The 22565-nt window shown below is 49.2% G+C and carries 19 protein-coding genes; 13 read left to right on the top strand and 6 right to left on the bottom strand.

Features of this window, described 5'->3' with window-relative positions; translation table 11 throughout:
- Positions 1-80: 80 nt before the first annotated feature.
- Positions 81-563 (bottom strand): YajQ family cyclic di-GMP-binding protein, encoded by a 483-nt coding sequence (locus A3750_RS15085; protein ID WP_068452418.1) that lies wholly within the window; start codon positions 561-563, stop codon positions 81-83.
- A 131-nt stretch (positions 564-694) separates the two neighbouring features.
- On the opposite strand from A3750_RS15085, the gene A3750_RS15080 reads away from it, so the two are divergent.
- Entirely contained in the window at positions 695-1651 is a 957-nt protein-coding gene (locus A3750_RS15080) for a response regulator (protein ID WP_068452421.1), read from the top strand.
- Positions 1652-1961: 310 nt separating this feature from the next.
- Here the strand turns inward: A3750_RS15080 and A3750_RS15075 are convergent, their stop codons facing one another.
- Genes A3750_RS15075 through A3750_RS15065 form a run of 3 tightly spaced genes read right to left on the bottom strand, consistent with a single transcriptional unit; the run spans position 1962 to position 6823 of the window.
- Positions 1962-3533, bottom strand: coding sequence for an FGGY-family carbohydrate kinase (locus A3750_RS15075; RefSeq protein WP_068548411.1), 1572 nt, complete (start codon positions 3531-3533; stop codon positions 1962-1964).
- Entirely contained in the window at positions 3526-5184 is a 1659-nt protein-coding gene (locus tag A3750_RS15070; protein WP_068548410.1) for a glycerol-3-phosphate dehydrogenase/oxidase, read from the bottom strand. Before A3750_RS15070 ends, A3750_RS15075 begins: the two co-directional genes overlap by 8 nt.
- Before the next feature lies 1 nt (position 5185).
- On the bottom strand, positions 5186-6823 hold the full coding sequence (locus tag A3750_RS15065; protein WP_068452430.1) for an FAD-binding oxidoreductase: 1638 nt from the start codon (positions 6821-6823) through the stop codon (positions 5186-5188).
- A gap of 109 nt (positions 6824-6932) precedes the next feature.
- Between A3750_RS15065 and A3750_RS15060 the strand changes: the two genes are divergently transcribed.
- A complete protein-coding gene (locus A3750_RS15060; RefSeq protein WP_068548409.1) occupies positions 6933-7970 on the top strand; it encodes an AraC family transcriptional regulator in 1038 nt (345 codons plus the stop codon).
- A 20-nt stretch (positions 7971-7990) separates the two neighbouring features.
- Here the strand turns inward: A3750_RS15060 and A3750_RS15055 are convergent, their stop codons facing one another.
- The gene (locus A3750_RS15055) at positions 7991-9040 is read right to left on the bottom strand and encodes a DUF484 family protein (RefSeq protein WP_068548408.1); all 1050 of its coding nucleotides are present in this window, start codon (positions 9038-9040) and stop codon (positions 7991-7993) included.
- Between the two features lie 139 nt (positions 9041-9179).
- Here A3750_RS15055 and A3750_RS15050 point away from each other — a divergent pair, with 139 nt between their 5' ends.
- The 11 genes from A3750_RS15050 to A3750_RS15000 all read left to right on the top strand — a co-directional run bounded on the left by A3750_RS15050 (position 9180) and on the right by A3750_RS15000 (position 21778).
- Positions 9180-9638, top strand: coding sequence for an OsmC family protein (locus A3750_RS15050; protein WP_068548407.1), 459 nt, complete (start codon positions 9180-9182; stop codon positions 9636-9638).
- 42 nt (positions 9639-9680) lie between these two features.
- A complete protein-coding gene (locus A3750_RS15045; protein WP_068452442.1) occupies positions 9681-10223 on the top strand; it encodes an AhpC/TSA family protein in 543 nt (180 codons plus the stop codon).
- Positions 10214-11356 carry a hypothetical protein gene (locus A3750_RS15040; protein ID WP_068548406.1) on the top strand — a complete coding sequence of 381 codons (1143 nt, stop codon included), beginning with the start codon at positions 10214-10216 and terminating at the stop codon, positions 11354-11356. The genes A3750_RS15045 and A3750_RS15040 overlap by 10 nt, the downstream gene beginning before the upstream one ends.
- Positions 11343-12446, top strand: coding sequence for an AI-2E family transporter (locus tag A3750_RS15035; protein WP_068452448.1), 1104 nt, complete (start codon positions 11343-11345; stop codon positions 12444-12446). The genes A3750_RS15040 and A3750_RS15035 overlap by 14 nt, the downstream gene beginning before the upstream one ends.
- 28 nt (positions 12447-12474) lie before the next feature.
- Complete coding sequence (locus A3750_RS15030; RefSeq protein WP_068548405.1) at positions 12475-13626, top strand: HlyD family secretion protein; 1152 nt, start codon at positions 12475-12477, stop codon at positions 13624-13626.
- Between the two features lie 23 nt (positions 13627-13649).
- Positions 13650-14690 (top strand): DUF2955 domain-containing protein, encoded by a 1041-nt coding sequence (locus tag A3750_RS15025; RefSeq protein ID WP_068465139.1) that lies wholly within the window; start codon positions 13650-13652, stop codon positions 14688-14690.
- On the top strand, positions 14671-14997 hold the full coding sequence (locus tag A3750_RS15020; protein WP_068452455.1) for a potassium channel family protein: 327 nt from the start codon (positions 14671-14673) through the stop codon (positions 14995-14997). The genes A3750_RS15025 and A3750_RS15020 overlap by 20 nt, the downstream gene beginning before the upstream one ends.
- Positions 14998-15122: 125 nt before the next feature.
- The gene (locus A3750_RS15015; protein WP_068452458.1) at positions 15123-15878 is read left to right on the top strand and encodes an ABC transporter substrate-binding protein; all 756 of its coding nucleotides are present in this window, start codon (positions 15123-15125) and stop codon (positions 15876-15878) included.
- A complete protein-coding gene (locus tag A3750_RS15010; RefSeq protein WP_197466167.1) occupies positions 15878-17623 on the top strand; it encodes an ABC transporter substrate-binding protein in 1746 nt (581 codons plus the stop codon). The genes A3750_RS15015 and A3750_RS15010 overlap by 1 nt, the downstream gene beginning before the upstream one ends.
- A 166-nt stretch (positions 17624-17789) precedes the next feature.
- Positions 17790-18977 carry an OmpA family protein gene (locus tag A3750_RS15005; protein ID WP_068452461.1) on the top strand — a complete coding sequence of 396 codons (1188 nt, stop codon included), beginning with the start codon at positions 17790-17792 and terminating at the stop codon, positions 18975-18977.
- A gap of 5 nt (positions 18978-18982) precedes the next feature.
- The gene (locus A3750_RS15000) at positions 18983-21778 is read left to right on the top strand and encodes an Ig-like domain-containing protein (protein WP_068466152.1); all 2796 of its coding nucleotides are present in this window, start codon (positions 18983-18985) and stop codon (positions 21776-21778) included.
- A 65-nt stretch (positions 21779-21843) separates the two neighbouring features.
- On the opposite strand, the gene A3750_RS14995 is transcribed toward A3750_RS15000, so the two are convergent.
- Positions 21844-22565: sensor histidine kinase (locus tag A3750_RS14995; RefSeq protein ID WP_197475064.1), on the bottom strand; the 722-nt coding region annotated here is incomplete at its 5' end.

Below are 22565 nucleotides of genomic sequence, written 5' to 3'. Positions count from 1 at the left end.
TCTTCTAATAATAGAGAGGGTGAGATCCCTCTCTTAAGCGACAAAAAAGCTAGCCTGTCGAAACAACTGAACTAACCACACTAATCTCTAAAATTGTTGTACTGAAGAGGCATGTCGAGATCAGATTCTCGAAACAGCGTCATGACCTGCTGTAAGTCATCCCTCTTCTTACCTGTAATTCGTACTTTTTCGCCTTGAATGGCCGCCTGAACCTTTATTTTGGATTCCTTGACCATCTTAACCATCTTCTTGGCAGTCAAAGAATCGATGCCCTGTTTGAGTTCAAACGTTCTCTTTACCAACTTACCCGCTTTACTGTCGCCGGCTTCCACCATCGCCCGAGCATCGACTTTGCGCTTTGAAAGCGCCATTTGTGTAATCTCGATCAACTGCTCAAGTTGAAAATCCTGTTCAGCAGAAAACGTTAGTCGTCCGTTTTCGAGCACGATGTCAGCATCAACATTTTTAAAATCCCAGCGATTACCCAGTTCACGTTTTGCTTGATCAATAGCATTTGTGACCTCATGCATATCGACTTCTGAGACCGTATCGAAAGATGGCATGTTAAACTCCGTTATAATCTGAAGAACAATTAGAAAAACTTAGGGATTTAACAAGTCTACACAAGATGCGGATTGCGGGGAATGTCAATCGGTTTGTCGCACTGTGTAGCAGACAATAAAGGAACGCTAGAATGTCCGAACAATCGATTCTTATCGTTGATGATGCGAAGTTTAGTGCCGCGCTGGTTGCCAAGCGGCTCACAAACGCAGGCTTCAAAGATGTACGCACTGCTAATCACTCACGCGATGCCATTGAGCTGCTGAAAAATCGCGCTTGCGATCTACTCATCGCCGACTGGCTTATGCCCGACATGGACGGCATTGAACTTTGCCAAAATGTTCGCGAAATTGACTCTGACCATCATTTTACGTACTGCTTATTGATTACGGCTAAAGACGGGAATGACTCTCTAAACCATGCTCTGGAAAATGGCATGGATGATTTCATTCTGAAGTCAGAGCTGAATCAACAACTTATCCCTCGGGTTAAAGCTGGCCTTCGCACGAGCGCAGCCCTTAATCACGCTCAAAAACGCAATGCGACGATGCAGCAAGAAGTCAACAAACTGCTTGCATTGAAGGGTCGTGATGAAGCAACCGGTTTAGGCAACACCGCTCATGCTTGCGATGCAGTCACAAGAGTACAAAAGCATGCCGATGCAAGAGGTGGCGCGACCAGCTATATGACGCTTCAGATCCAAAACTGGGATCAGATTGCTAGCGAATACCGAAATGTCGTCTGTAATGAGCTTGGCACTCAAGTGGCGAAAAAGATTAAGAGCCTAGTGCGCCCTCTTGATGAGGTATGCCGCCTTACACGTGACGAGTTTGCCATCATCGCGCATTTTAAGGATAGCAACGATTGCAACCTATCGACTTATCGCAGGATTCACCAAGGGCTAGACAAACAAGCCTTTAAAACATCGGCAGGCTTTATTTCTGTCTCTGTCGCATGCGCGATTTGCTTTATTGATTCCGGAGCGAAAACAGCAGAGTTGGAGCAACTAATCCAGTTCAATCATGCCCAAATTCAGAATTGTGAAACACGACAAGCCATTGCGGTATCACCTTGGGAACAGACAGCATAAGCACGGGCTGGGCATGCACTATAACGCGACTTGCCTATCACTGATCAGCAATAGAGCAGTACGAAACAGACTGAAACAAAACGGTAACATTGCTACGAAACTGCTTACCGAAAGCCTCTACTCTATAGAGTTTCGGAGCATTAAAATTCAATTGTGGATTAAATGAAGTATCCCGATTCAGCGAAGCGTCTCGCGAGACGCTTCGCTCTTTTTCGAGTTATTTGATCCTCAATTATTTAAGAACGCTCCACGCTCGACGCAACATCGACTGGAGCGTTTTTTCGTTTTGGATGCATCAATTTTATCCAAGCTACTTCTCGGGATAACCAGTGATATCTTGAATAGACCGGTACAAAGGCTGCAACTGTTTGTACATCTTCAAATACACCTCTTTGTATAATCGGTCGTACACTTTGTGTACCTGCTGATCTGGCTCAAACCTTTTACCAACACGCGTCATACTCTTAATCGCCGCTTCACAGTCTGGATACCACCCAAGTGCAACCGCTGTGTCCATCGCCGCACCCAAGCCGGAGGTTTCATAGGTATGAGGCCGTTCAACGGGCAAACCAAAAATATCTGCCGTGAGCTGCAAAGCAGCGTCACTTTGAGACCCTCCTCCCGATACGCGCAGAAGACGCACTTGCTGCTTATTGCGTTGTTGAAGCCGTTCAAGCCCGTCTCGCAAGCCGTAAGCAAGACCTTCGAGAATGGCGCGATAAACATGCGCACGAGTATGCACATCACCAAAGCCAATAATTCCGCCCTTCGCCTCAGGGCCTGGATCTCTCACCCCAGGCGTCCAATAAGGCTGTAGCATCAAGCCCATAGAACCGGGCGGAACCGTATTAACAAGCTCATCAAACAAACTTTCAGGGCTGACATTCTCTGCTTCGGCGATACGCTGCTCTCGCAAACCAAACTCTTGCTTAAACCAGCTAACCATCCAAAAACCACGAAAGATCATAATTTCCGAGCAATAGTGATCAGGAATTGCAGACGGATAAGCGGGCATAAATCGCATGGGCTCAACATACCGTTTACTTGTGGTATTGATCGTCGCCGTTGTACCGTAACTCATACACGCGACATCGTTCGTATGCCCGCCAGAACCTAGAATCTCGCACGACTTATCAGAAGCAGAAGCCATCAACGGCAAACCAGAGGGAATACCCGTCAGCCGAGACGCCTCCTCTGTAATCTCGCCCATTTTGGTTGCTGGACGATAAAGCTTTGGAAACATCTTGGTACTAAATCCCGGAAGGAGTTTATATCTCCAGTCACGCTCGGGCGCCCACTTCAATGCTTTGTAATCAAAAGGCAGATAAGCCACTTGTGAAGCGACAGAGTCGACGTATTCGCCACACAAACGAAAGTTTAAAAAACCTGAAATATTAAGGTATTTATATGTCCTTTCCCAAACATCCGGTTGCCGAGACGCGATCCAAAGATACTGAGCTCGTTGCTGGTAGCGCTCTACTAAATCTCGCGCACCGGCAACTCGAAACAATAATTCATAGGCCTTGGGAAGATGCCCTAAAGGCTCAGAATTGCGCTGATCAAGCCACGTAATGGCTGGACGCAAAGGCTCGCCCGATTGATCGACGTTAACCATCGTGCCGCGCTGAGTCGTCACAGAGACTCCCGCAATGCTCGAGCGTGCGAGACCTTGCTGATCCATGTCATCCCATAGCTGCGCACAAGCGTCGAGCATGGCATCCCAATACACCTTGGGTTGCTGCTCGGCCCAACCCGGGTGCTCGGAAAAATAGGGTTCAATCTCACGCTTGCCCTTGGCAAGCAAGTTACCCGACTTGTCGAAGAGCAAGGCTCGTACCGATTGCGTTCCGTTATCAATCGCCAGAAGCGTCTGTTCAGTCATGGCGCCCCCCCGAGGACGAAGCGAGCGGCACACTATAGTAACGCTGAACAATACCCATATAACGCTGCCACTCGTCTTGCCAGCGCTCGGAAGACCAACCCAACTCCCTTCGCAGAAGCTCAGCAAGCGGCTGAATCAGAGCACGTGCACCGTTCGGTTGCAGCATCCCGATACGAACCCGACGCAACAACAAATCGTCCAAATGCGTAACGCACTCATTGCGACAAGCCCAACGCAACTCCTGCAACAACGTTTCGCTAGTGCCAAGGTGCCTCAGATCGCTCTGTTCTGCACTCTTCAAAAGAGCATGCACACGTGCCCCGTATCGCCCGATTAAACGCCGCTGCACCGACGCACTCAAGCGCAGCGAGTCTGGCAACGTTTGCGGCTCGAAATCGCTTGTCTCGGTCAAATCTCGCTGACTAAGCTTATCTGATAAATAAGGCTGAGCCGCTCGCAGCACCTCTAGCGCAAGTAAACGAAACGTCGTCAGCTTTCCGCCAGCAATACTGACGCAGCCCTGGTCATCCCAAATCATGTGTTCTCGCTTTTCATCGGAAGGCGTCGCTTGTTCAGGATCACTGTCATCGCTCGAACTGTCATAGCCATCCACCACCACCGGTCGAACCCCTGACCAAGAAGCAGTCACATCTGACGCCGTCAGTTCTGCTTTTGAAAACTGGTAATTGGCTGCATCCAGCAAATACCTTAGCTCATCGGCATGAATATGCGCTTCCTGATTCAACTCAGGCTTATGATCAAGATCTGTCGTGCCAATCACCGTTTGTCCCTCCCACGGAAAAACAAACACTGGCCGTTTATCTTCAGGGTGGAAAAAACTCACTGAAAAAGAAACCGGCAAGCGCCAGAACGGCACAACCAAGTGGCTACCCCGCAGAGGACGGATGTGTTTTTTATGCCCCAACTTCTGACGAAGCTCATCCGTCCATGCACCAGAAGCATTCACTACAGCCCTCGAGCGCACATGAAAAGTGTCCCCCGAACTATCATCTTGCAAACACACACCACTTGTTACGCCAGATGCATCACGAAGCAGATCTGTGGCCTTAAGATAATTTAGCGCCGTTCCGCCGAGGCGGTTGCCATCGTCCAACACACGCATAACGAGCCGTGCGTCGTCGGTAACGGCATCCATAAAGTGGGTTACCCCAAGCAAGTCTTCGCTCCGCACTCCGGGCGCCCAATAATCCTGAACATGGCTTTCTATAAACTTGCGGTACTTTTTACCCGCAAAAAAATCGTAAATCGCCAATAACTTATCGAACACCCAAGGGCCGGGAAACCCGCCTTTGTAATGCCCCATCAAAAAGGGCAAAGGATCAACAAGACCTTGCAGCTGTTCCATTAGGTTCTGGCGTTCGGTAACAGAATCCTTGGCGAGCCCAAACTGACCTTTGCCAAGATAGCGCAAACCGCCATGCACCATTTTTGAAGACCGGGAAGATGTACCCCAAGCAAAGTCTTTCTGATCAACCAACAGAACGGTCAATCCTCTTGCACAGGCTTCACGATATACACCAGCTCCAGTGATACCGCCGCCAATCACGATCAGGTCAAATTCAGTATCACCCGCCTTTAGCGCCCTGATCTGTTCAGCGCGCCATCCGGGCGTCCAGTTCGCAGCAATCATGCTAGGCCTTGGACTTCGTTTGCGGCGACTGCGCTTGCTGCTTCACATCGACTAACAAGGTACCTGGATTCAGCAGACCTTTTTCGTCCATGTGCGAACACAAGCGCTCGATCATGCTCATCGCAAGCGCACCTTTTTCAGTCGGGAGGTAAGGCGCATGGTCTTTACCCACGCCATGCTGATGACTAATGGTACCGCCATTGTTCACAATCAACTCGGAGGTGGTCGTTTTCAGTTTATGCCAACGTGCCAGCGTCTCTTCGTAACTGTCCGCAGCACGAAAGACGTAGGTGGTATAAATGCTGGAGCCTTGTGAATAGAAATGCGATAGGTGGGTAAACACGTGCACTTTCTCGCCTTTGTCGGCCAGGCCTGTCCGTAAATTGTCTTCCATGGTATTCAGTAGATGATTTACGTTGCTCCAGTCTGTCGACGTTTCGAGCGTATCGACAACGTATCCCTTCTCCCACAACGCTTCTCTGAGATAAGGCATGGTAAAGCGCTTTTGTGCCCATTTCTTTCCAAGGAAGTTGCCCGTATAAACGCCACCCAAAGGTCGAGTAAGGCGTTTCATCAAGCGGTGAGCCGAGCGGCACTGATCAGGCAAACCTGTGATACCAAGCGTCATCATGCATTTACCCTCGCCGGCACCGCGCCACGCTAGATATTTTTCAAGCAAGGTAATTTGACCAGGATGACCGGCAAGCGCCAATTGAGTGGTCGTTTCAATAGCATTGCTCAGACGAAGCATGGATAACTGAACTTTAGATTGCACAAGATGCCTGGCAGCGGCCTTTGCCTGCTCCCAAGATGGAAAGAACAAGACATAAAAGTCTTCTTGCGTGGGTAAAGGTGTCACTCGTACTTTGACCTCGCTAATCACGCCCATTCGACCTTCCGAACCGAGAATCATCTCGCGCACATCGGGACCGGCTGACGATGCAGGAATCGTCGGGATATCCAAACGCCCTTTCGGTGTCTCAATACTACCGCCGGCAAACATCTGCTCAATGCGTCCATACCGCAAAGACTGCTGGCCACTGGAACGACTTGCCACCCAACCTCCAACGGTAGAAAGCTCGAAGCTCTGCGGGTAGTGCCCGAGGGTATAACCCTTGGCGCGCAATTGTGATTCAACAAGGGGCCCCGGCGTGCCAGCGCCAAAATTGGCGATTAAGCTGGCGTCGTCAATATCAAGCAGACGACACATCCGAGTAAGCGCAAGCGTCAGGATCGGCTTGTCAGACGTAAACGGGTTGATATGCCCCGCGACACTCGTGCCGCCACCATAAGGAATCAATACAATGTCGTTGTCGTAGGCAAAACGCACCAGCTCTGCCACTTCGTCTTTCGTTTCGGGAAACGCCACACCGTCAGGAAAACATTCAAACTGACCACTGCGCATCGCGAGCCAGTCCGGTAGGCTTTGCCCTCGCGCATGTCGCAAACGGACTTCCGGGTCTTTTGAGATAAGTGAATGTTCAGGCAAGCGTGATTCGGGCACTTGCGCCAAAACAGACTCTAAACTTGCATCGGGTAAAGGGCTCGCCTGACCGACATGCTCAGCTAAAAACGCATCTCCTGTTTCAGGCAAATCCATCTTGTTTTCTTCATCACCCCAGCCGTTCCAACGTCGCATTTTGTTCACCTATCTACAATTAGTTTCAATCATGATGTTCGCATCATAAATTCTTACGCTAAAATAGCACTGACATTTTCGGACAACCAACATTATTTGCGAGAGTCCTTTGAAGCACTTAGGTTTTGCCTCCATCGCAGCGCTAAAACAGTACCTCCGCTATGCAGAAGCAAAAAAGCTTGAGACAAGGTTTCTCCTGCAGAAACTTGGGCTAGTCCAAAACATTCAACAATCCGATGAGGGCCGTATCACGGGGGAGCAATTCCAGGCTTTTCTCGAAGGCCTCATAGAAATAGCCAACGACCCTAGCCTGGGGTTAAGCAGCGCATTGTACGTTCAAACCCATTCATACAGCTTATTAGGCACGATCGCAGAGAGCAGCAAAACCATCGGCGACGCCATTGAACGCATTCCGCTGTTTGAGCGCCTTGTTGGCGATATGGGAACAACACAGATAGAGCGTTCAAGCGACGCGATTTCGCTCACATGGCAATGCAACTACACGAGCCCCGAGGTTGTCCCCCATATGATTGATAATGTGCTCGCAAGCTGGACACTGTATGCGCGATGGCTAACCAATAGCCGAACTCGAGCTCGAAAGGTGTATTTACAACGCAATGCTCCGAATGCCGACGTACTCGCACAATACCAACGAGTCTTTGAATGCCCTGTTTTGTTTGGACAAACTCGCAATAGCATTGAGCTGAACAACAAGCACTTAGAATTGCCCCTACGCAGCAAACACAATTCCAAGAATCTGGGCATGGATGGTCAGGCTCTGGAAGGCAAAGCACGAACCGAGCTTTCGCGTTTACATCTCGAAGGTGAGTCTTTTAGTGAACAGGTCTTGCGCTCAATTCGCGCACACTTACAGCTGGGTATCGCGAGCAAAGAACTGATCGCACAGGAGTTTTCTATGTCAGAGCGAAACTTACAAAGGCATTTAGCGCGCGACAGCGTAAGTTATCGAGCACTCGTAGATGCCGCCAGAGAAGAGCGTGCTATGAACTTTCTTACGCAAACACAGCTTTCAACCACTGAGATCGCGCACAACCTGGGCTATCAAGATGAGCGATGTTTTTTTCGCAGTTTTAAGCGTTGGACGAAACAAACTCCCATTCAATATCGGCAATCGCGTAATTGTTAATGCGTGAATCCATAACCGAATTAAGCAGACTGCTCATGAGCAGCGCGCTTTGTTTTTGGTTTTAGTGCTTTCATCTCATAGAGCTTTTGATCTGACGCTTTCAACAGCGCTTTCGAGTCGAAGCTGCGAATCGCTTCGGTAGAAACAACACCATAACTAACTTTAACTGGCACATCTTGACCATCGGCGCGCAGCGGAACAGCTTCAAGCTGCTCCTTGATCCTGCCAGCAATAATCTCGGCCCCTTCCTGCTTTTGATTGGGCAGAAGAATCACAAATTCATCTCCCGCAAAACGAAACACAAGGTCGCTCTTGCGGGTCATTTCCATTAGCAAATGCGCGACATGTTTCAAATAAACATCGCCCATTTCGTGCCCGTATGTGTCGTTCACCAACTTGAAATCATCACAATCAATAAACATCAATGCCAAGTGCTCGCGCTGACGCTGATGACGACTTAATTCTTGGTCTAGGCTTTCTTCCAGCTCACGACGATTTCGGAGATGCGTTAGCGGATCGCGTGTTGCCAAAAAGCTCACCCTTTCTCTAGCCCAAACACCGATGAGCGATAAAGACACCTTTACAGCCAACTGCTGCAAGAAAAAATGGTCTTTATCTGGCGAGTAGCGCTCTTTGTCTGGCGAACCCAGCACCAGCGCACCCACGACCTTTTTCTCCAAAATAAGCGGTAAAATCGCGATAGACTGCAAAAGCGGCAACACCGATTTGGGAATCATCGCCCGAAATTGCGGCATTCGCTCATTCTTCAACAAAGGCTGCTTTGTACTCTGTGTAATTTGCAGAAAATCGATCATCGCGACTTTTCTGAAAATAGGTTCACTCGTATCAATCTGCTCTAAACTTTCTATTAAATGCGCATTGGCCGGTATATCAGCAACCGCAATCCAAGCATGCTCAATCGAAAATTTCTCGCGGACCATGATGAGCAACTGCTCAAAGAAATCAGAACAACGGGTAATGTTCATTATCTCCGTTTCGATCTCAAACAAGTTGCGAGCAATCGCCTCATTGATGCGAGCATTGCTTATTAGCTGGTTTAAATCCGACATCCACTTGTATCCGATATCTATGAACCCAACAGGGCTTGAGGTTAATCCTATAAGTTTAGGTCATTGGCCTTGAAATACTTGCCAAGCAGATGAAGACTTGTTCATATAAGACGATAAAATAAAAACTTGAGATCAACCAATGGCTTCTAGTGATAACGCGCAAACAACCGTTCACCTCGGTCTGAAACTGCTCGATAACTATGTATTTGAAATCGACTTTGGTGACTTTGGCAAAATCATCACCGATGAACCGGAACCACTCGGCCAAGGCGAAGGCCCAAACCCCTCGCATTTGCTTGCTGCATCCATCGCGAATTGTCTGGCCGCCAGTTTGATGTTCGCCGTACGAAAGTTTAAAGGCGACCCGGGAGCGCTTTCGGCACAGGCAGAGCTCAGTATGCATCGCGTTAATGGGCGTTTACGCGTCAAGAAAACCGATGTTACGCTACAATTAGGTAACGCCTACGAAAACCTGCCGCATATCGACAAAGTCTTAGCGCAATTTGAAGAGTTTTGTGTCGTCACCCAAAGCGTTCGAGAGGGATTTGAGGTAAACGTGGAAGTGCGCGACCTTAACGGTGATGTAGCGAAACCATAATGCACACACCCTACGCACAGGCAACTTAAGCAGAGAGCGAACATGCCGTTTATCGGATTATCAAAACCAAAACAACAAGCCGTATCCGAGAGACTTAATATCGGCGACACCGTGCCCGATGGACTTGCCTCGCATGAGCAATTTAGCCTAGTTGTATTCTTGCGACACACAGGCTGCCCGTTTGCAGAGGCGATGTTAAAAGACCTCTCTGAACTTGCAGACGAACACTCAGAACTTCATTGCGTTGCCATTTGTCATGGTGAAGCCGACGTGGCTCAAGCGTGGCTGAACAAGTTTGAACTGTCTCCCGAACTGAATATATACATTGATGAAGAGCGCCGGCTCTATGGCGAATGGGGTGTTGGATACTCAAACATCTTTCACCTCGCGAATCCTAAAATGGTGATGAGCCTAGTGAGTTTGCTACCCCAAGGCATTTACAATCGAGATGCTTCGGGTACACGCTGGCAGACACACGCAAGCTTTTTAGTGGCGCCAGATCAAACCGTACAGTGGGCCCACTTTCCTAGCCATGCTGGGGAGTTCCCTGACCTCCATGATGCAGCGAACGCGGTATGGGATTAGGTGAATTCGCGACGAGCCTGCTGCTGCTTCTCAGTGCAATGCTCGGCATCAATTCAACACCAGAAGACGATCATAATTGGGAAATACTCACGGAATGGACTGACGAAGCACATCCCCACTTCGTCGCGGTCAGTGATACGCTTCTATCGCAATGCGGGTCTGACAATCACTGGATAAACTTCCCAGTTGTCATTCACGGCACACATCAGATTTTTGTAGATAACATTCTTCGAGCGAGCTATGGCCGAACAGACTTCCAAAGCTCAGAGAAAATTTACAGCGCCCCTCAATTACGATGCTCTGAGCTTTACGGTTCGACCCTTCGATGGGAAGTGACGTCGTACTCCCCTTATTTTGCTCGATTCAACACCTTTCCAAGTGTTGTAAATACACCGAGTTTTGACAAATTATTGTTTATTTCCATTGGCTCTAGTCTGCCGTTTGTGATGCTGGCAATTGGTGCGATTGCCTTTAGCTTGCTCGTTAGCACAAATAGCCGCTTTGCATTCAATTTCCTTGGATCGTGCATTTGCTGGTCTATTTTTGCATTGTGCATGAATGGTGGAGCCGGCCTGATCAATCTTCCCATGTTGTATACCCACAAAATAGCCGATAGTGCCTTATGGCTGGCGGTACTCATGCAATTTCGATGCTTCGAAATCAACGGCTGGTTAAACAAACCGATACAGGGCTTACTGGTAGCAAGCATACTGATAGCCTTATTAGTGATTGCCCTCGGAGAAACTGGCGATACCGTTCAATTCGGAACGAGCATTCCATTTCCTGCACTGATCATCGCAAGCGTGTTCGCGCTTCATCATGCTTATGTGAGCAAACACAACCACGCACTAACGAGCTTGGAAATACAGATTAACCTAATCACCATTTCGGTGTTTTTATTCACAGTAATACACGACATACTACTGACTATCGGTGCTTTTGACGGCATGCTCATCATCCCTTACGGAGTGAGTCTCACAATGCTGTTACTAGCCGTAAATGCAAACAAACAATTTACCGCAGCGCACCAATTAAGATTGCGTCACTCGCAGCTGCGCAAAGAGAACATCAACGAAAATAATAGTGGTCAACAAGCCGAGCACACCAAGGGAGACAGCGATGAATACAAATGACGAAAAAGGTCAGCACGACCTATTGGTCAAAGGAGTAATTGAATCAGCCATAAAAATCAGCTTGCTGGGCTTAATGCTGTTTTGGTGCTTTCAGATAATCAAACCGTTTATATCACTCATACTGTGGGGCGGAATTCTTGCCGTAGCGCTCTATCCCGCCTGCATTCTAATTAAGAATAAAACAGGTAGAGGTAAAGGCTTCGCAGCAACGCTGATCAGCATCGCATTGCTCGCGATCATTATTGCACCGATGGCCATGCTTTCTTCCTCGATGATCGATACCGGAACGCAAATCTCTGAAAATTACGCAAAAGGTGAAATAAACATTCCTGCACCCTCAGAGTCCGTTGCTGATTGGCCGTTGATTGGAGAGAAGGTCTATACCACATGGGATATGTTCAATCGCAGCATCAAGGACGCAGCCGAGCACTTTAAACCACAAATTAAAGAAATCGGCAAATGGGTCTTTACCATGAGCACGAACACGGGCTTAACCTTACTGCTGTTCATTGCTTCCATCATCTTGTCGGCTGTTTTGATGGTCAACGCCGGGCCGATCAAATCCGCATCCATCAAGATCACAGAACGCCTTACCAAAAAACAGGGCGAGGATATCGTTAACCTTTCCATCGCGACTATTCGCAGCGTTGCGCAAGGCGTGATCGGAATTGCCATTATTCAAGCGGCATTGGCTGCACCTGCGCTGCTCTTAATGGATGTTCCCGCGGCAGGCATATGGGCGCTGGCTATATTGATACTCGCTATTGTGCAGCTACCCCCAATTATCGCCATTGCACCGATCATTTTTTATGTGTTTTCGGTCGCCGATTCGACAAGCGCCATTATCTTTTCGATCTACCTCTTGCTCGTCGGGTTTAGTGATACCTTCTTAAAACCGCTCCTTTTAGGCCGCGGAGTGGATGTTCCGATGCTGGTTATACTCGTTGGCGCAATCGGCGGAATGATTTTCTCAGGAATTGTCGGCCTCTTCACTGGCGCCGTCGTGTTGGCCCTGGGTTATACACTCATACAAGTATGGATTAACGATGATTTGAGCGAAAAAGCCAACGAAGCAAAACAAGCCGAATAGCGATCCACGAGAACACTGAGACACAAATATGTCAGACAATAATCCGGAGAGTGGTTCTTCAGAGCAAACCGAAGCCCCTCGCCCCGAAACGATAGCGATGCAAGAGGAAGCGCAAGATCCCGGCAACAAGATGCGGAAGATTACACTGTGCTTTCTTGCCTTGTGTTTTATCTTCGCCATCTGGAGCCTGTTCGCAGACCGACTAACACCGTCGACGAGTCAGGCTAGAGTGCGAGGATACGTTGTTGAAATTTCATCCGAGGTGGCCGGAAAGATTGAGGCCATTCATGTCACATCGAATCAACTTGTCAACAAGGGCGATATCCTTTTTGAGATTGAGGAAGAGCCCTTTTTGATTGCGATCGCAGAAGCAGAAGCCGCACTCGAAGACGCCGAACAGCAGATTGGAGGTGATGAGAAAGGCATTCTCGCGGCAGAAGCGAGTGTTGTCGAAGCCAAGGTACGATACGAAACCGCATATAAAGACGCGATGCGCGCAGCAACGATCGCAAAAAGCGGAGCCATCGCCGAGCGAGATGCCGATATCGCCTTTGCAAAAGCAGAAGAGGCAAAAGCAGGCATTGCACGCGCTGAGGCAAACCTAGAAGAGGTAAAAAACCGTTTTGGCCAGCAGGGCGATCAGAACACGAAATTCAAACAGGCATTGGCCAAACTCGAGCAAGCACGCCTGAATCTCACATACTCGAGCGTCGTTGCACCTGCCGACGGTGTTGTCAGCAACATGAAGCTGGAAGTCGGCCAGTACGCGTCGCCAGGCGCGCGACTGGTGAGCCTTATCTCCATCAAAGATGTCTGGATAGAGGCGTACCTACGCGAGAATAACCTTGGTAATTTACAGCCCGGAAATCCTGTACAGATCGCGCTGGACAGCGCTCCAGGAAAGATATTCGAAGGCGTCGTTGACAGCATCAGCTACGGCGTAAAGTGGAACCGCAACGAAAAGCAAGGCGAGCTTGCAAGCATCTCCACCAACTCTGGCTGGCTACGCGACCCGCAGCGCTTTCCCGTCATCATCAAGTTTCGTGACGCAAGTAGTGCCGGTTTACAAAGAGAAGGGGGACAAGCGGACATTATTATCTATGCGAGTGATAACTGGATTCTGAATGTTTTGGGTAAGCTCTGGATCAGAGTGATTACAACGCTCTCCTATATTTATTGACACCAAGCACATAGGGAATATCCGTGTCGGGCATACTAAAGCATTGGGAAATCAGTGACATAAAAGCATTGCGCTTTGCCTTAGGTTTAACACTGGCAACCGCGATTGCGTTTGGTATTGCATGGCCAATTTCCTTTTTGAGCGTGCTACTCGTCGGCAAATTACTGTCGACTGACAAGCCCTATCTTTCTCTTAGTGAAGGCATGGGGTTACTCGTGATCATTTCGATTTCAATGTTCGGAGGGCTGCTGCTTGCACTCGTGCTGCTTCAGTATCCCTCTGCGTTCATGATGACCCTCACCTTGATCCTACTCCGTATCTACTACCTGGGAACACGCGGAGCAGCGCCTGTCTTGATTATCATGATGCTCATTGGCTTCACCGTCATTCCGATGCTAGGCCTGCAATCCATGACACTCGCTTATGAGGCTGTACTTGCACTGATCTTTTCTACTGCCGTCGCATTAACCATCGCCTATATTGCCTACGCACTCGTCCCCGGCGGGACGATCACTGCAAGCCAGAATCGAGAGAAAAAACCGCACGGCGACGTCGCTTCGGCTGTTAAAAGCACCGTGGTGGTATTACCACTACTTTTGTATATCTACTTGGGAAACCGCAGTGACGCAATTTTGATGCTGGTCTTCGTGTCTATCTTGTCCCAAAACACCGAATTCGAAACTGGGGTAAAAACAGGTTTGGGCTTAGTCACAGGCAACCTGATTGGTGGCGCATTTGGCATCGTTATCTACAACGCACTTGTGGCGGTACCCTCCTTTGTGTTTTTTATTCTTTTAATGAGTTCGGTATGGCTCTTTTTCTCCCAACAAGTGTTTCTCAAGAACACGAAAGGCGTTCTATTTGGTATCGCGATGTCGACGATCATCGTCGTGCTTAGCGGGGCGTTCGGGTATTCAAGCTCCGACGCCAGCAATACGGTTTACATTCGTATATTGCAGCTGATCATGGTCGCCGTATACATCGCTATGTCATTCTCAATCATCAACTCACTCATGCTCTTTTTCAGAAGAGACAAGGAGAAACATGTTCAAGCTATTCCTTAGATATTTTGCGCGCGTAACATGGCAGCTGAAATCGATTTATCTGTCTTTTATCGGCCTGTTTTTTCTTGGCGCGTTAGCGATTTCGCACACTGAAAAGCTGTCTTATGGTGATGCACTTTATTTTACGCTAGTGACCGGTATGACTGTCGGCTATGGCGACATCTCTCCACAAACCATTGTCGGCCGCATCATCGCCTTATGCCTTGCGCTTGTTGGCATGATGTTGACTGGGGTGATGGTCGCCACGACTGTACAGGTGGTGAAATACTCCTTTGAAAAGGTCGAAGGTAAAATGCGTTTAGAATAAGGTGGCCGGTTTTCCTGATTCGACACCTCACTGCTGCAAGTACTCTGAAATGTAAAAGTAGCCGTTATGTGCTAGATTCTAAGGAATGGATGCTCCTATTGTGCAGCCTAAACGTAGAGGTCTGAATGAATAAGCGTTATCGCGTTGTTCTATTTTCCCTTTTTACCGCTCTCGCTTCGAGCGTGTTTGCCCGCGAAAATCTAACGCTTCTCGCACCCGAATCACATCCTTTTGCCTACCAGAACGGCGAAGGCGGGATTGCCATCGACATTATTGAGCAGCTCTTCAAAAGATCAAACATAGAGTACGAGCTAAAAATTGTGCCTTTAAAGCGCGCAATAAAAATCGTCGACGAAAGACCACAGCACTGTGTTTTCCCGCTGCAACGAACGCAAGAACGAGAGACTATTTACAAGTGGGTCAGCCCCTTGTTAGTCACCAAATCCACCATTTTTTCTTTGCAATCAAGTCCGATAGAAGTCACGGTACTTGAACAGCTTGCTTCCTACCGAATTGGCACGTTGAGTGGAAGTGGACTAGAAAATTACCTCAACACGGCGAAAATACCTTTGCAAGTAGATGCCGCAGGCAGCGCAAAGCAAAACATTGAGAAGTTGCGTTTAGGACGAACCGAATTATGGGCGACAGACGAACTCGTTGCCGCGTACCATTCAGACGTCACAGGGATCGCGTTAAAACCCCAATTCTGGTTCTTAACGGTCTTGCGCGGGCTAGCCTGCCATATAGAAACAGACGACCAGCTTATTGACGAGCTCACGATGCAACTGAAAACACTGTACGAGAACGGAACGATAGAGGAAATATACCAAGCCTACTCTGAAAAGTTCTTACTCGACATTGATACGAGCCAGCGTTTTTGATGAACCTAACGCATCACGGACACAAAACCATAGAGCAGCTATGCGCTAAGCTCTTGTTCTGTATTTTATGTATAGGCTTTTTTTCTGCCGATCTTTATGCCAATGAGGCAAAAATAAAACGCTGGATTTTGAATGAGTTCCAACCTTCAACCTTAAATCTTGAAGAGCAAACGAGAGAACTCAACTGGTTTGCCGAAGCGGCAAAACCTTATCAAGACCTGACCATTCACGTTATTTCTGAACGCATCGACACCCATTGGTACGAAGCAAATACCTTGAGCCGAGCTTTCTATGACATTACGGGCATCAAAGTCGTACATGAGCTGACTGGCGAAGACGATGTAATCAAAAAACTCAGCACGCAAATGGAAATGGGGCTGAACCTATACGACGGCTATATTAATGACAGCGACCTGATTGGCACACACTATCGATACGATAAGGTTGTTGCACTCTCGGATTACATGGCCGATCAAGGCAGGCGCGTAACGCTACCTTCGCTAGACCTTGATGACTTCATTGGCCTAAAGTTTAGCTCTGGGCCTGATGGCAAGTTATATCAATTGCCCGACCAACAGTTTGCAAACTTGTATTGGTATCGCCATGACTGGTTTAGTGATAACGCCTTAAAAGCGAAATTCTATGAACTTTATGGTTACGAACTCAACGTGCCAGAGAACTGGTCGGCATACGAGGATATCGCCGAGTTTTTCACAGAGCATGTCAAAGAAATAAACGGTGTCAAAATATATGGCCATATGGACTATGGCTTAAAAGATCCCTCAATTGGATGGCGATTTTCTGATGCCTGGCTCTCCATGGCGGGAGCGGGCGACAAGGGCCTGCCAAATGGTCTTCCGGTCGATGAATGGGGCATTCGTGTTGAAGACTGCCACCCTGTTGGCGCGAGCGTGGAGAGAGGCGGTGCGGCTAACAGTCCTGCCGCCATCTACGCCATGCGCAAGTATCAAGAGTGGCTAAAGAAGTATGCCCCTCCTGAAGCAAGAAACATGAACTTCACTCAAGCGGGTGCGATTCCGGGAAATGGCACAATTGCCCAACAAATCTTTTGGTATACGGCCTTCACCCCTGCGCTCACTGATCCCAAGCTTTCTCCAGCGGTCGTCAATGCGGACGGGACACCCAAGTGGCGTATGGCGCCTTCTCCTCGCGGGGTGTATTGGGAGAAAGGCATGAAGCTCGGCTATCAAGACGCGGGGGCGTGGACGTTTTTCAAAAACACACCACCCAATAGATTGGCTGCGGCTTGGCTTTACGCACAGTTCGTGGTCTCCAAAACGGTGTCACTTAAGAAAACCATAGTAGGCCTAACCCCCGTCAGAAAATCTGACATCCACTCTGACGCGTTCACCCAAAAATCAAAATCGCTCGGCGGGCTCGTCGAGTTTTATCAAAGCCCTGCAAGAGAGCTTTGGACACCCACTGGCACCAATGTCCCAAATTACCCAGCTCTCTCTCCTGCCTGGTGGCAAAGTATCCCTGAGGCGCTCAGCAATCTCACCACGCCTGAAGAAACAATGAACGCACTAGCCAACAGGCTAGATAATGCACTTGAAAAACTCAGCCATAACAAAGAGCTAAAGTGCGCTCCAAGATTAAATCCGAAAAAAGCGCAATCCTATTGGTTGAATCAACCCGGAGCACCCAAGCCAAAGCTGGAAGTAGAAAAAAACCAAGGTAGGACGCTGACCTATGAACAGTCTCTAAGGCAGTATTCCAACTAGTTGAGGTTGAGTCGGGCATCGGTAGTCTCACCCCGCCCGAAAACTCAGACCGAACATTCAGACAGTGCTAAAAACCAAGCAAACACGATCACACATCCATATCCATATCCATATCCATATCCATATCTATCCGCCAACTAATTTCGTTGACCAAACGATAGATCCAATGCTAGTTTTTCAAGCAAATAAAACACTCAATGGTACCCATGCCATGCAAGCCCCCTTTTTCAAAAGATCCGCGTACCCAAACCATGGGCACTCGACCCACTGGCTCGTTTCGCTTATGCTCTCTGCCGCTTTTTTAGCGCTGCCCAGCATCTCATACGCCAACGAAGAGACGACCAAAGAACCTCCTTTACTCACGTCACTTTATGGGCATGTAGGCGCGCAGTTCAGTATTGATGACCGCGTAGACAGCCAAGGCGGTATTAACCAAATCAATGGCGTAGACGATTGGGGCGCAGCATTCAACATTGGCGCCCTTTTCTCGCAACCGTTCGAAGAGCCGCTTTCCCTGTACGTCGAAGGCACTTATCTCAATCCGGGTGATCGGCACTTTACGATACTCGGTGCCGGCGCCCGCTATGACTGGATCGAAGAGCAAAGCGCAATCACGCCCTACGCTTCTTTGGGGCTTGGCTATCTGTCGATGCGCTGGGACGATGAACCGGTTAGTGGTTTCACCGCGGAAGCCAAATCTGGCAGCAGTGGCGTCGTCACCGGACAAGCCGGTCTGTTATGGTCGTTAACCGAGTCGTGGGGACTGGATCTTCGTGCACGCTATGATGTGTACGACGTGACTAGCACGATCGTTCAGGCCAATCAGGTTTCACAAATTGAAGACCGATCTGCTCTCTCATTGTTGGTTGGCGTGGCCTATCACTTCGGCCAAGAAAAACCAGATAGAGACGATGATCGAGACGGCGTCATGAACTCCGTCGATCAATGTCCCAACACCTTGCTCTACGTTCCGGTAAACGAGGTCGGCTGTCCTCAACCACTATTTAGCATCGACCTTTCGTTTGAGTTCGCCAAGTTCCAAGTCACGAACTTGATTGATCGACCAGATTTTCCTGTCGTGCGTTTTCTAGAGAAAAACCCTCAATATCATGTCCACATCACGGGGCACACTGACTCAACGGGACCAGAAGAAATCAATCAACGCTTGTCAGAGCAACGTGCTCAAGAAGCAAAAAACTTTCTTGATGAAAGAGGCATCGATCCCGCGCGCATAACAACCGACGGCAAAGGGCAGTCAGAACCCATTGCAGGCAATGAGAACAAATTCGGACGCAAGCGTAACCGTCGTATAAGCGTCGAATTCTACATACCAGAAACGCAATCGGGAGAGTAATCAACATGCGCATGTTCTTGGTTTTCTTCACCGCTTTGACTTTAATGAGTGGCTGCTCTCGTCAAGACCCGCTGTTCATCGACAATGGCGCGCCCGAGGTTGCTCCTTACCTCGAGGTCATCCCCAACGAGGCAGAGATTAACGTTGGCACTTCTCAGCCATTTCAGGCTTTTCTCGTCGACCCGGTTGCGCAAACACGAGAAGAGGTAACGAGCCAAGCGAGCTGGACAAGCAGCGACACCAGCATCGCAACCGTAAGCACCGCGGGACGAGCATCAGGAGTTGCAACGGGCAATAGCTCTCTGGCCGCAACGCTTGACGACTTGAGCGCAAATGCCTCGCTGTCGGTGGTCGATGAGACGCTCGTGCGCATTCAGTTACTACCTGCCGAACAAGTTGCGCTTGTCGGTATGCAGCGCCCATTTCAAGCCCTAGCCGAGTATGCCAGTGGGCGCACTCAAGATGTCACAGCCGATGCCAGCTGGGCAAGCGGCAATACAGCCGTTGCAGATATCGCAAGTCCGGGCCTGACAGACGCCATATCGCAAGGTCTCGCACCGATCACCGCGACCCTTAGTGGTGTTGTTGGGAATGCAGAGCTGGGCGTACTCAACGCAACGATCGATGCGATGAGCATCACTCCTGAACAGGCGACGATCAACGTTCAAACCAGCGAAGAATATCGCGCTACGGTGCTGCTGAGCACTGGCGACACGATTGACGTCACCGATCTGGTTACCTGGAGTTCGTCGGATGGCACGGTGGCCTCGGTAAGCAATGACACAAACAGCAAAGGCCGCGCGTTTGGTATCAAAAAAGGAACAGCCTCAATTGTGGCCTCTGCCACTTTTGCATCGGTCACCATTGCGCAAACTGCTCAGCTGACTGTGGACGCCGTAGAAATCGTCTCACTTTCAATCGAGCCGGCTAATATTTCTGTGGCTGCAGGCACGACGGGCACATTGACCGCCACTGCATACTATGACGACGACTCAGCGATAGACGTGACGCGTGATGCTTTTTGGCTATCAAGCAATCCAAATTCTGCGTTTATTGAATCGACCGGCAACAATGCGGGGGCTGGTGAAGCTCAGGCGCCCGGCGATGCGAAAATTTTCGCGCGCTTTGGCGGGTTGACAGCAAGCTCGCTCGTCACGATTACCGAAGCAACTCTAGAGTCGATTCAAGTCACACCAATCACAGCAAGCATTAGTGCAGGCACGGCATTGCCATATTCGGCAACCGGCATCTATAGCGATGGAAGCCTTAGCGACTTAACAACACGCGTGAATTGGAGCTCTGCCGATCCCGCTATTGCGAGAGTGGACGCCAGCGGATTGGTGTACGGTGTTAGTCTGGGTACGACGAGTATCATTGCCTCCTACGACGGAAAGCAAAGCGCCGGCGAAGCGATCGTAACCAACGCTGTCGTCAGCGAGTTGGAAATCAGTCCGCTTCTGCATAGCATGCAAGTGGGTACGACACAGCAATACACTGCGACGGCTATCTTCTCTGACGGCCGGCGCTACGATGTAAGCGATCAAACATTTTGGCAGTCGAGCGACAGCAACATCGTCGCTATGGGCCCCTTTGGTCGAGTAAATGCGGTCAGCGCAGGCAATGCCACGATATCCGGCAAATACGAAGGGATAACCGGCAACGCACTTGCCAGAGTAACAGCCACCACACTCGAATCCTTAGCCGTCATTCCCCGTAACTTGGATTTACAAGCGGGCACGCGGCAAGAGTACAGCGCTGTCGCGTTATTTAGTGACCATATTGAGGATGTCACATCTTCTGCAAGTTGGGTAAGTTCAAATACGCAAATTGCCACCGTCAGCAATGCGGGTGGCTCTAAGGGACTAGTGACCACGCTTAGCGCAGGACAAGTCGAAATCTCTGCAAACTTTGATGGTTTATCTAGTTCGGGCGTTCTTTCGGTGTTTGAACCGAGCCTTGTTTCGCTAGACGTTACATGTGTAGATGATGTACTTCAACTAGGCAACCAAACCTTGTGCGAGGCGACGGGCACCTATTCAGACGGACACAGACAAATCATTACCAACGAGGTGCTTTGGCGCTCAAGCAATACGACCGTAGCCACCGTCGAAAATGCAGCGACTAATCGCACGCCGGGGCGCGTGACTGCGCTCGCTGTCGGTTCGAGCAACATAAGCGCTTCGATTGATGGTATTAGTGACTCCGTCACTATTTCGGTAGAAACCGCTAGCTTGGTTTCGATCGATGTTACAACATTCAAAACAACACTCATCGTTGGCGAAACAGAGCCTTTCTTTGCACTGGGCAATTACAACGATGGCTCAACCAACGATCTGAGCGAAAGTGTCGTTTGGACATCATCTAACAGCTCCGTTCTTGCCATCAGCAACGCGATTGACCGTAAAGGCGAAGCAGACGCTTTGAGTGACGGCACGGCAGTAATTACAGCAAGTCAGGATGGCGTTCTTGGCAATTCTCCCACCATAACAGTGAACCCGGAACCCCCTTCCAACAATATACGCAAGATAGACGTTCTTTGTTTAGGAGGACAATTCGGCGGGCCCATTGAGCTTGAAATTGGCGAGCAGGATCGTTGCCAAGCGATTGCAACGAACAAGGACAACACCACACAGGATGTCACAGCCCTTGCAACATGGAGCGCAGACAAGCCCTCCTTGCTGCGCGTCATCGGCTTAGATAACAACAATGAGTTTCTGCTAGTAGAGGGATTATCCAGCGGCAACACCTTACTTCGCGCAGATTACGTGAAAAGCGGTTCGATCGTCTTCAAAATACGTTGAGCAAAGGGACACAACCGGACCAAACTAAGTACGACTAAGCGCTGCTCTTAAACTTAGCGCTACTCTTAAACTTCTTCTAACCTTGGTGCACACGCTGCCAAGGTTAGAAGAAACCGCGTTCCTTGACCAACCTCGGACTCAGCGCGAATTTTCCCAGCCAAGGTATCAACAACAATGTTGTGGCAGATATGCAGCCCGAGACCACTCCCGCCTTGGCCCAGTCTGGTAGTGTAAAAAGGATCAAATATTTTGGGTAACGCAGTCTCCGGGATCCCTTTGCCGTCATCCTCCAAGGTAATTTGAACTTTATCCTCTTCTTTCATCGCGGATATTCGAATGCGCCCTTGCATACGGTCTTCGAACCCATGAATGAACGCGTTCATAATCAAATTACTTAAAACCTGTCCTAACGGACCCGGATAGCTATCAAGCGAGATTTCTGAGGCAACATCGAGCTCTATCTTGATCGCTTTTTTCTTGGTTTGTGGATGCAAGGTCAGCAGAATCTCATGAAACAGCTCATTCAGCGAGAACGTCCGCCTTTGCGAACTACTCTGATCGGTTGCCACTTGCTTAAAACTGGTGATTAGTTCCGATGCCTTTTCAAGATTACGGGAGGTAATACCTGCGGCCATGATTGCGTCATTAAGGAACTCTTTTAGGCCACTTTTGGTAACAGAACCAGTCGCAAGTTGCTGCTGAATACGTTCGGCAAAGTCTTTAAGCGTGGATGAAGCCATGGTGGCATTGCCTATCGGCGTATTTAACTCATGGGCAACACCCGCAA

The sequence above is a fragment of the Oleiphilus sp. HI0079 genome (assembly GCF_001635105.1).
The sequence above is the reverse complement of the archived record's forward strand: the minus strand, read 5'-3'. Positions and strand labels throughout refer to the sequence as shown.

What these genes read in the sequence shown, in the direction of transcription:
- A3750_RS15075 (WP_068548411.1), bottom strand. Translation starts at nt 3,533, where the DNA reads ATGACTGAACAGACGCTTCTGGCGATTGATAACGGAACGCAATCGGTA.
- A3750_RS15065 (WP_068452430.1), bottom strand. Translation starts at nt 6,823, where the DNA reads ATGCGACGTTGGAACGGCTGGGGTGATGAAGAAAACAAGATGGATTTG.
- A3750_RS15035 (WP_068452448.1), top strand. Translation starts at nt 11,343, where the DNA reads ATGAATACAAATGACGAAAAAGGTCAGCACGACCTATTGGTCAAAGGA.
- A3750_RS15080 (WP_068452421.1), top strand. Translation starts at nt 695, where the DNA reads ATGTCCGAACAATCGATTCTTATCGTTGATGATGCGAAGTTTAGTGCC.
- A3750_RS15055 (WP_068548408.1), bottom strand. Translation starts at nt 9,040, where the DNA reads ATGTCGGATTTAAACCAGCTAATAAGCAATGCTCGCATCAATGAGGCG.
- A3750_RS15070 (WP_068548410.1), bottom strand. Translation starts at nt 5,184, where the DNA reads ATGATTGCTGCGAACTGGACGCCCGGATGGCGCGCTGAACAGATCAGG.
- A3750_RS15010 (WP_197466167.1), top strand. Translation starts at nt 15,878, where the DNA reads ATGAACCTAACGCATCACGGACACAAAACCATAGAGCAGCTATGCGCT.
- A3750_RS15030 (WP_068548405.1), top strand. Translation starts at nt 12,475, where the DNA reads ATGTCAGACAATAATCCGGAGAGTGGTTCTTCAGAGCAAACCGAAGCC.
- A3750_RS15000 (WP_068466152.1), top strand. Translation starts at nt 18,983, where the DNA reads ATGCGCATGTTCTTGGTTTTCTTCACCGCTTTGACTTTAATGAGTGGC.
- A3750_RS15050 (WP_068548407.1), top strand. Translation starts at nt 9,180, where the DNA reads ATGGCTTCTAGTGATAACGCGCAAACAACCGTTCACCTCGGTCTGAAA.
- A3750_RS15045 (WP_068452442.1), top strand. Translation starts at nt 9,681, where the DNA reads ATGCCGTTTATCGGATTATCAAAACCAAAACAACAAGCCGTATCCGAG.
- A3750_RS15005 (WP_068452461.1), top strand. Translation starts at nt 17,790, where the DNA reads ATGCTAGTTTTTCAAGCAAATAAAACACTCAATGGTACCCATGCCATG.
- A3750_RS15040 (WP_068548406.1), top strand. Translation starts at nt 10,214, where the DNA reads ATGGGATTAGGTGAATTCGCGACGAGCCTGCTGCTGCTTCTCAGTGCA.
- A3750_RS15015 (WP_068452458.1), top strand. Translation starts at nt 15,123, where the DNA reads ATGAATAAGCGTTATCGCGTTGTTCTATTTTCCCTTTTTACCGCTCTC.
- A3750_RS15085 (WP_068452418.1), bottom strand. Translation starts at nt 563, where the DNA reads ATGCCATCTTTCGATACGGTCTCAGAAGTCGATATGCATGAGGTCACA.
- A3750_RS15020 (WP_068452455.1), top strand. Translation starts at nt 14,671, where the DNA reads ATGTTCAAGCTATTCCTTAGATATTTTGCGCGCGTAACATGGCAGCTG.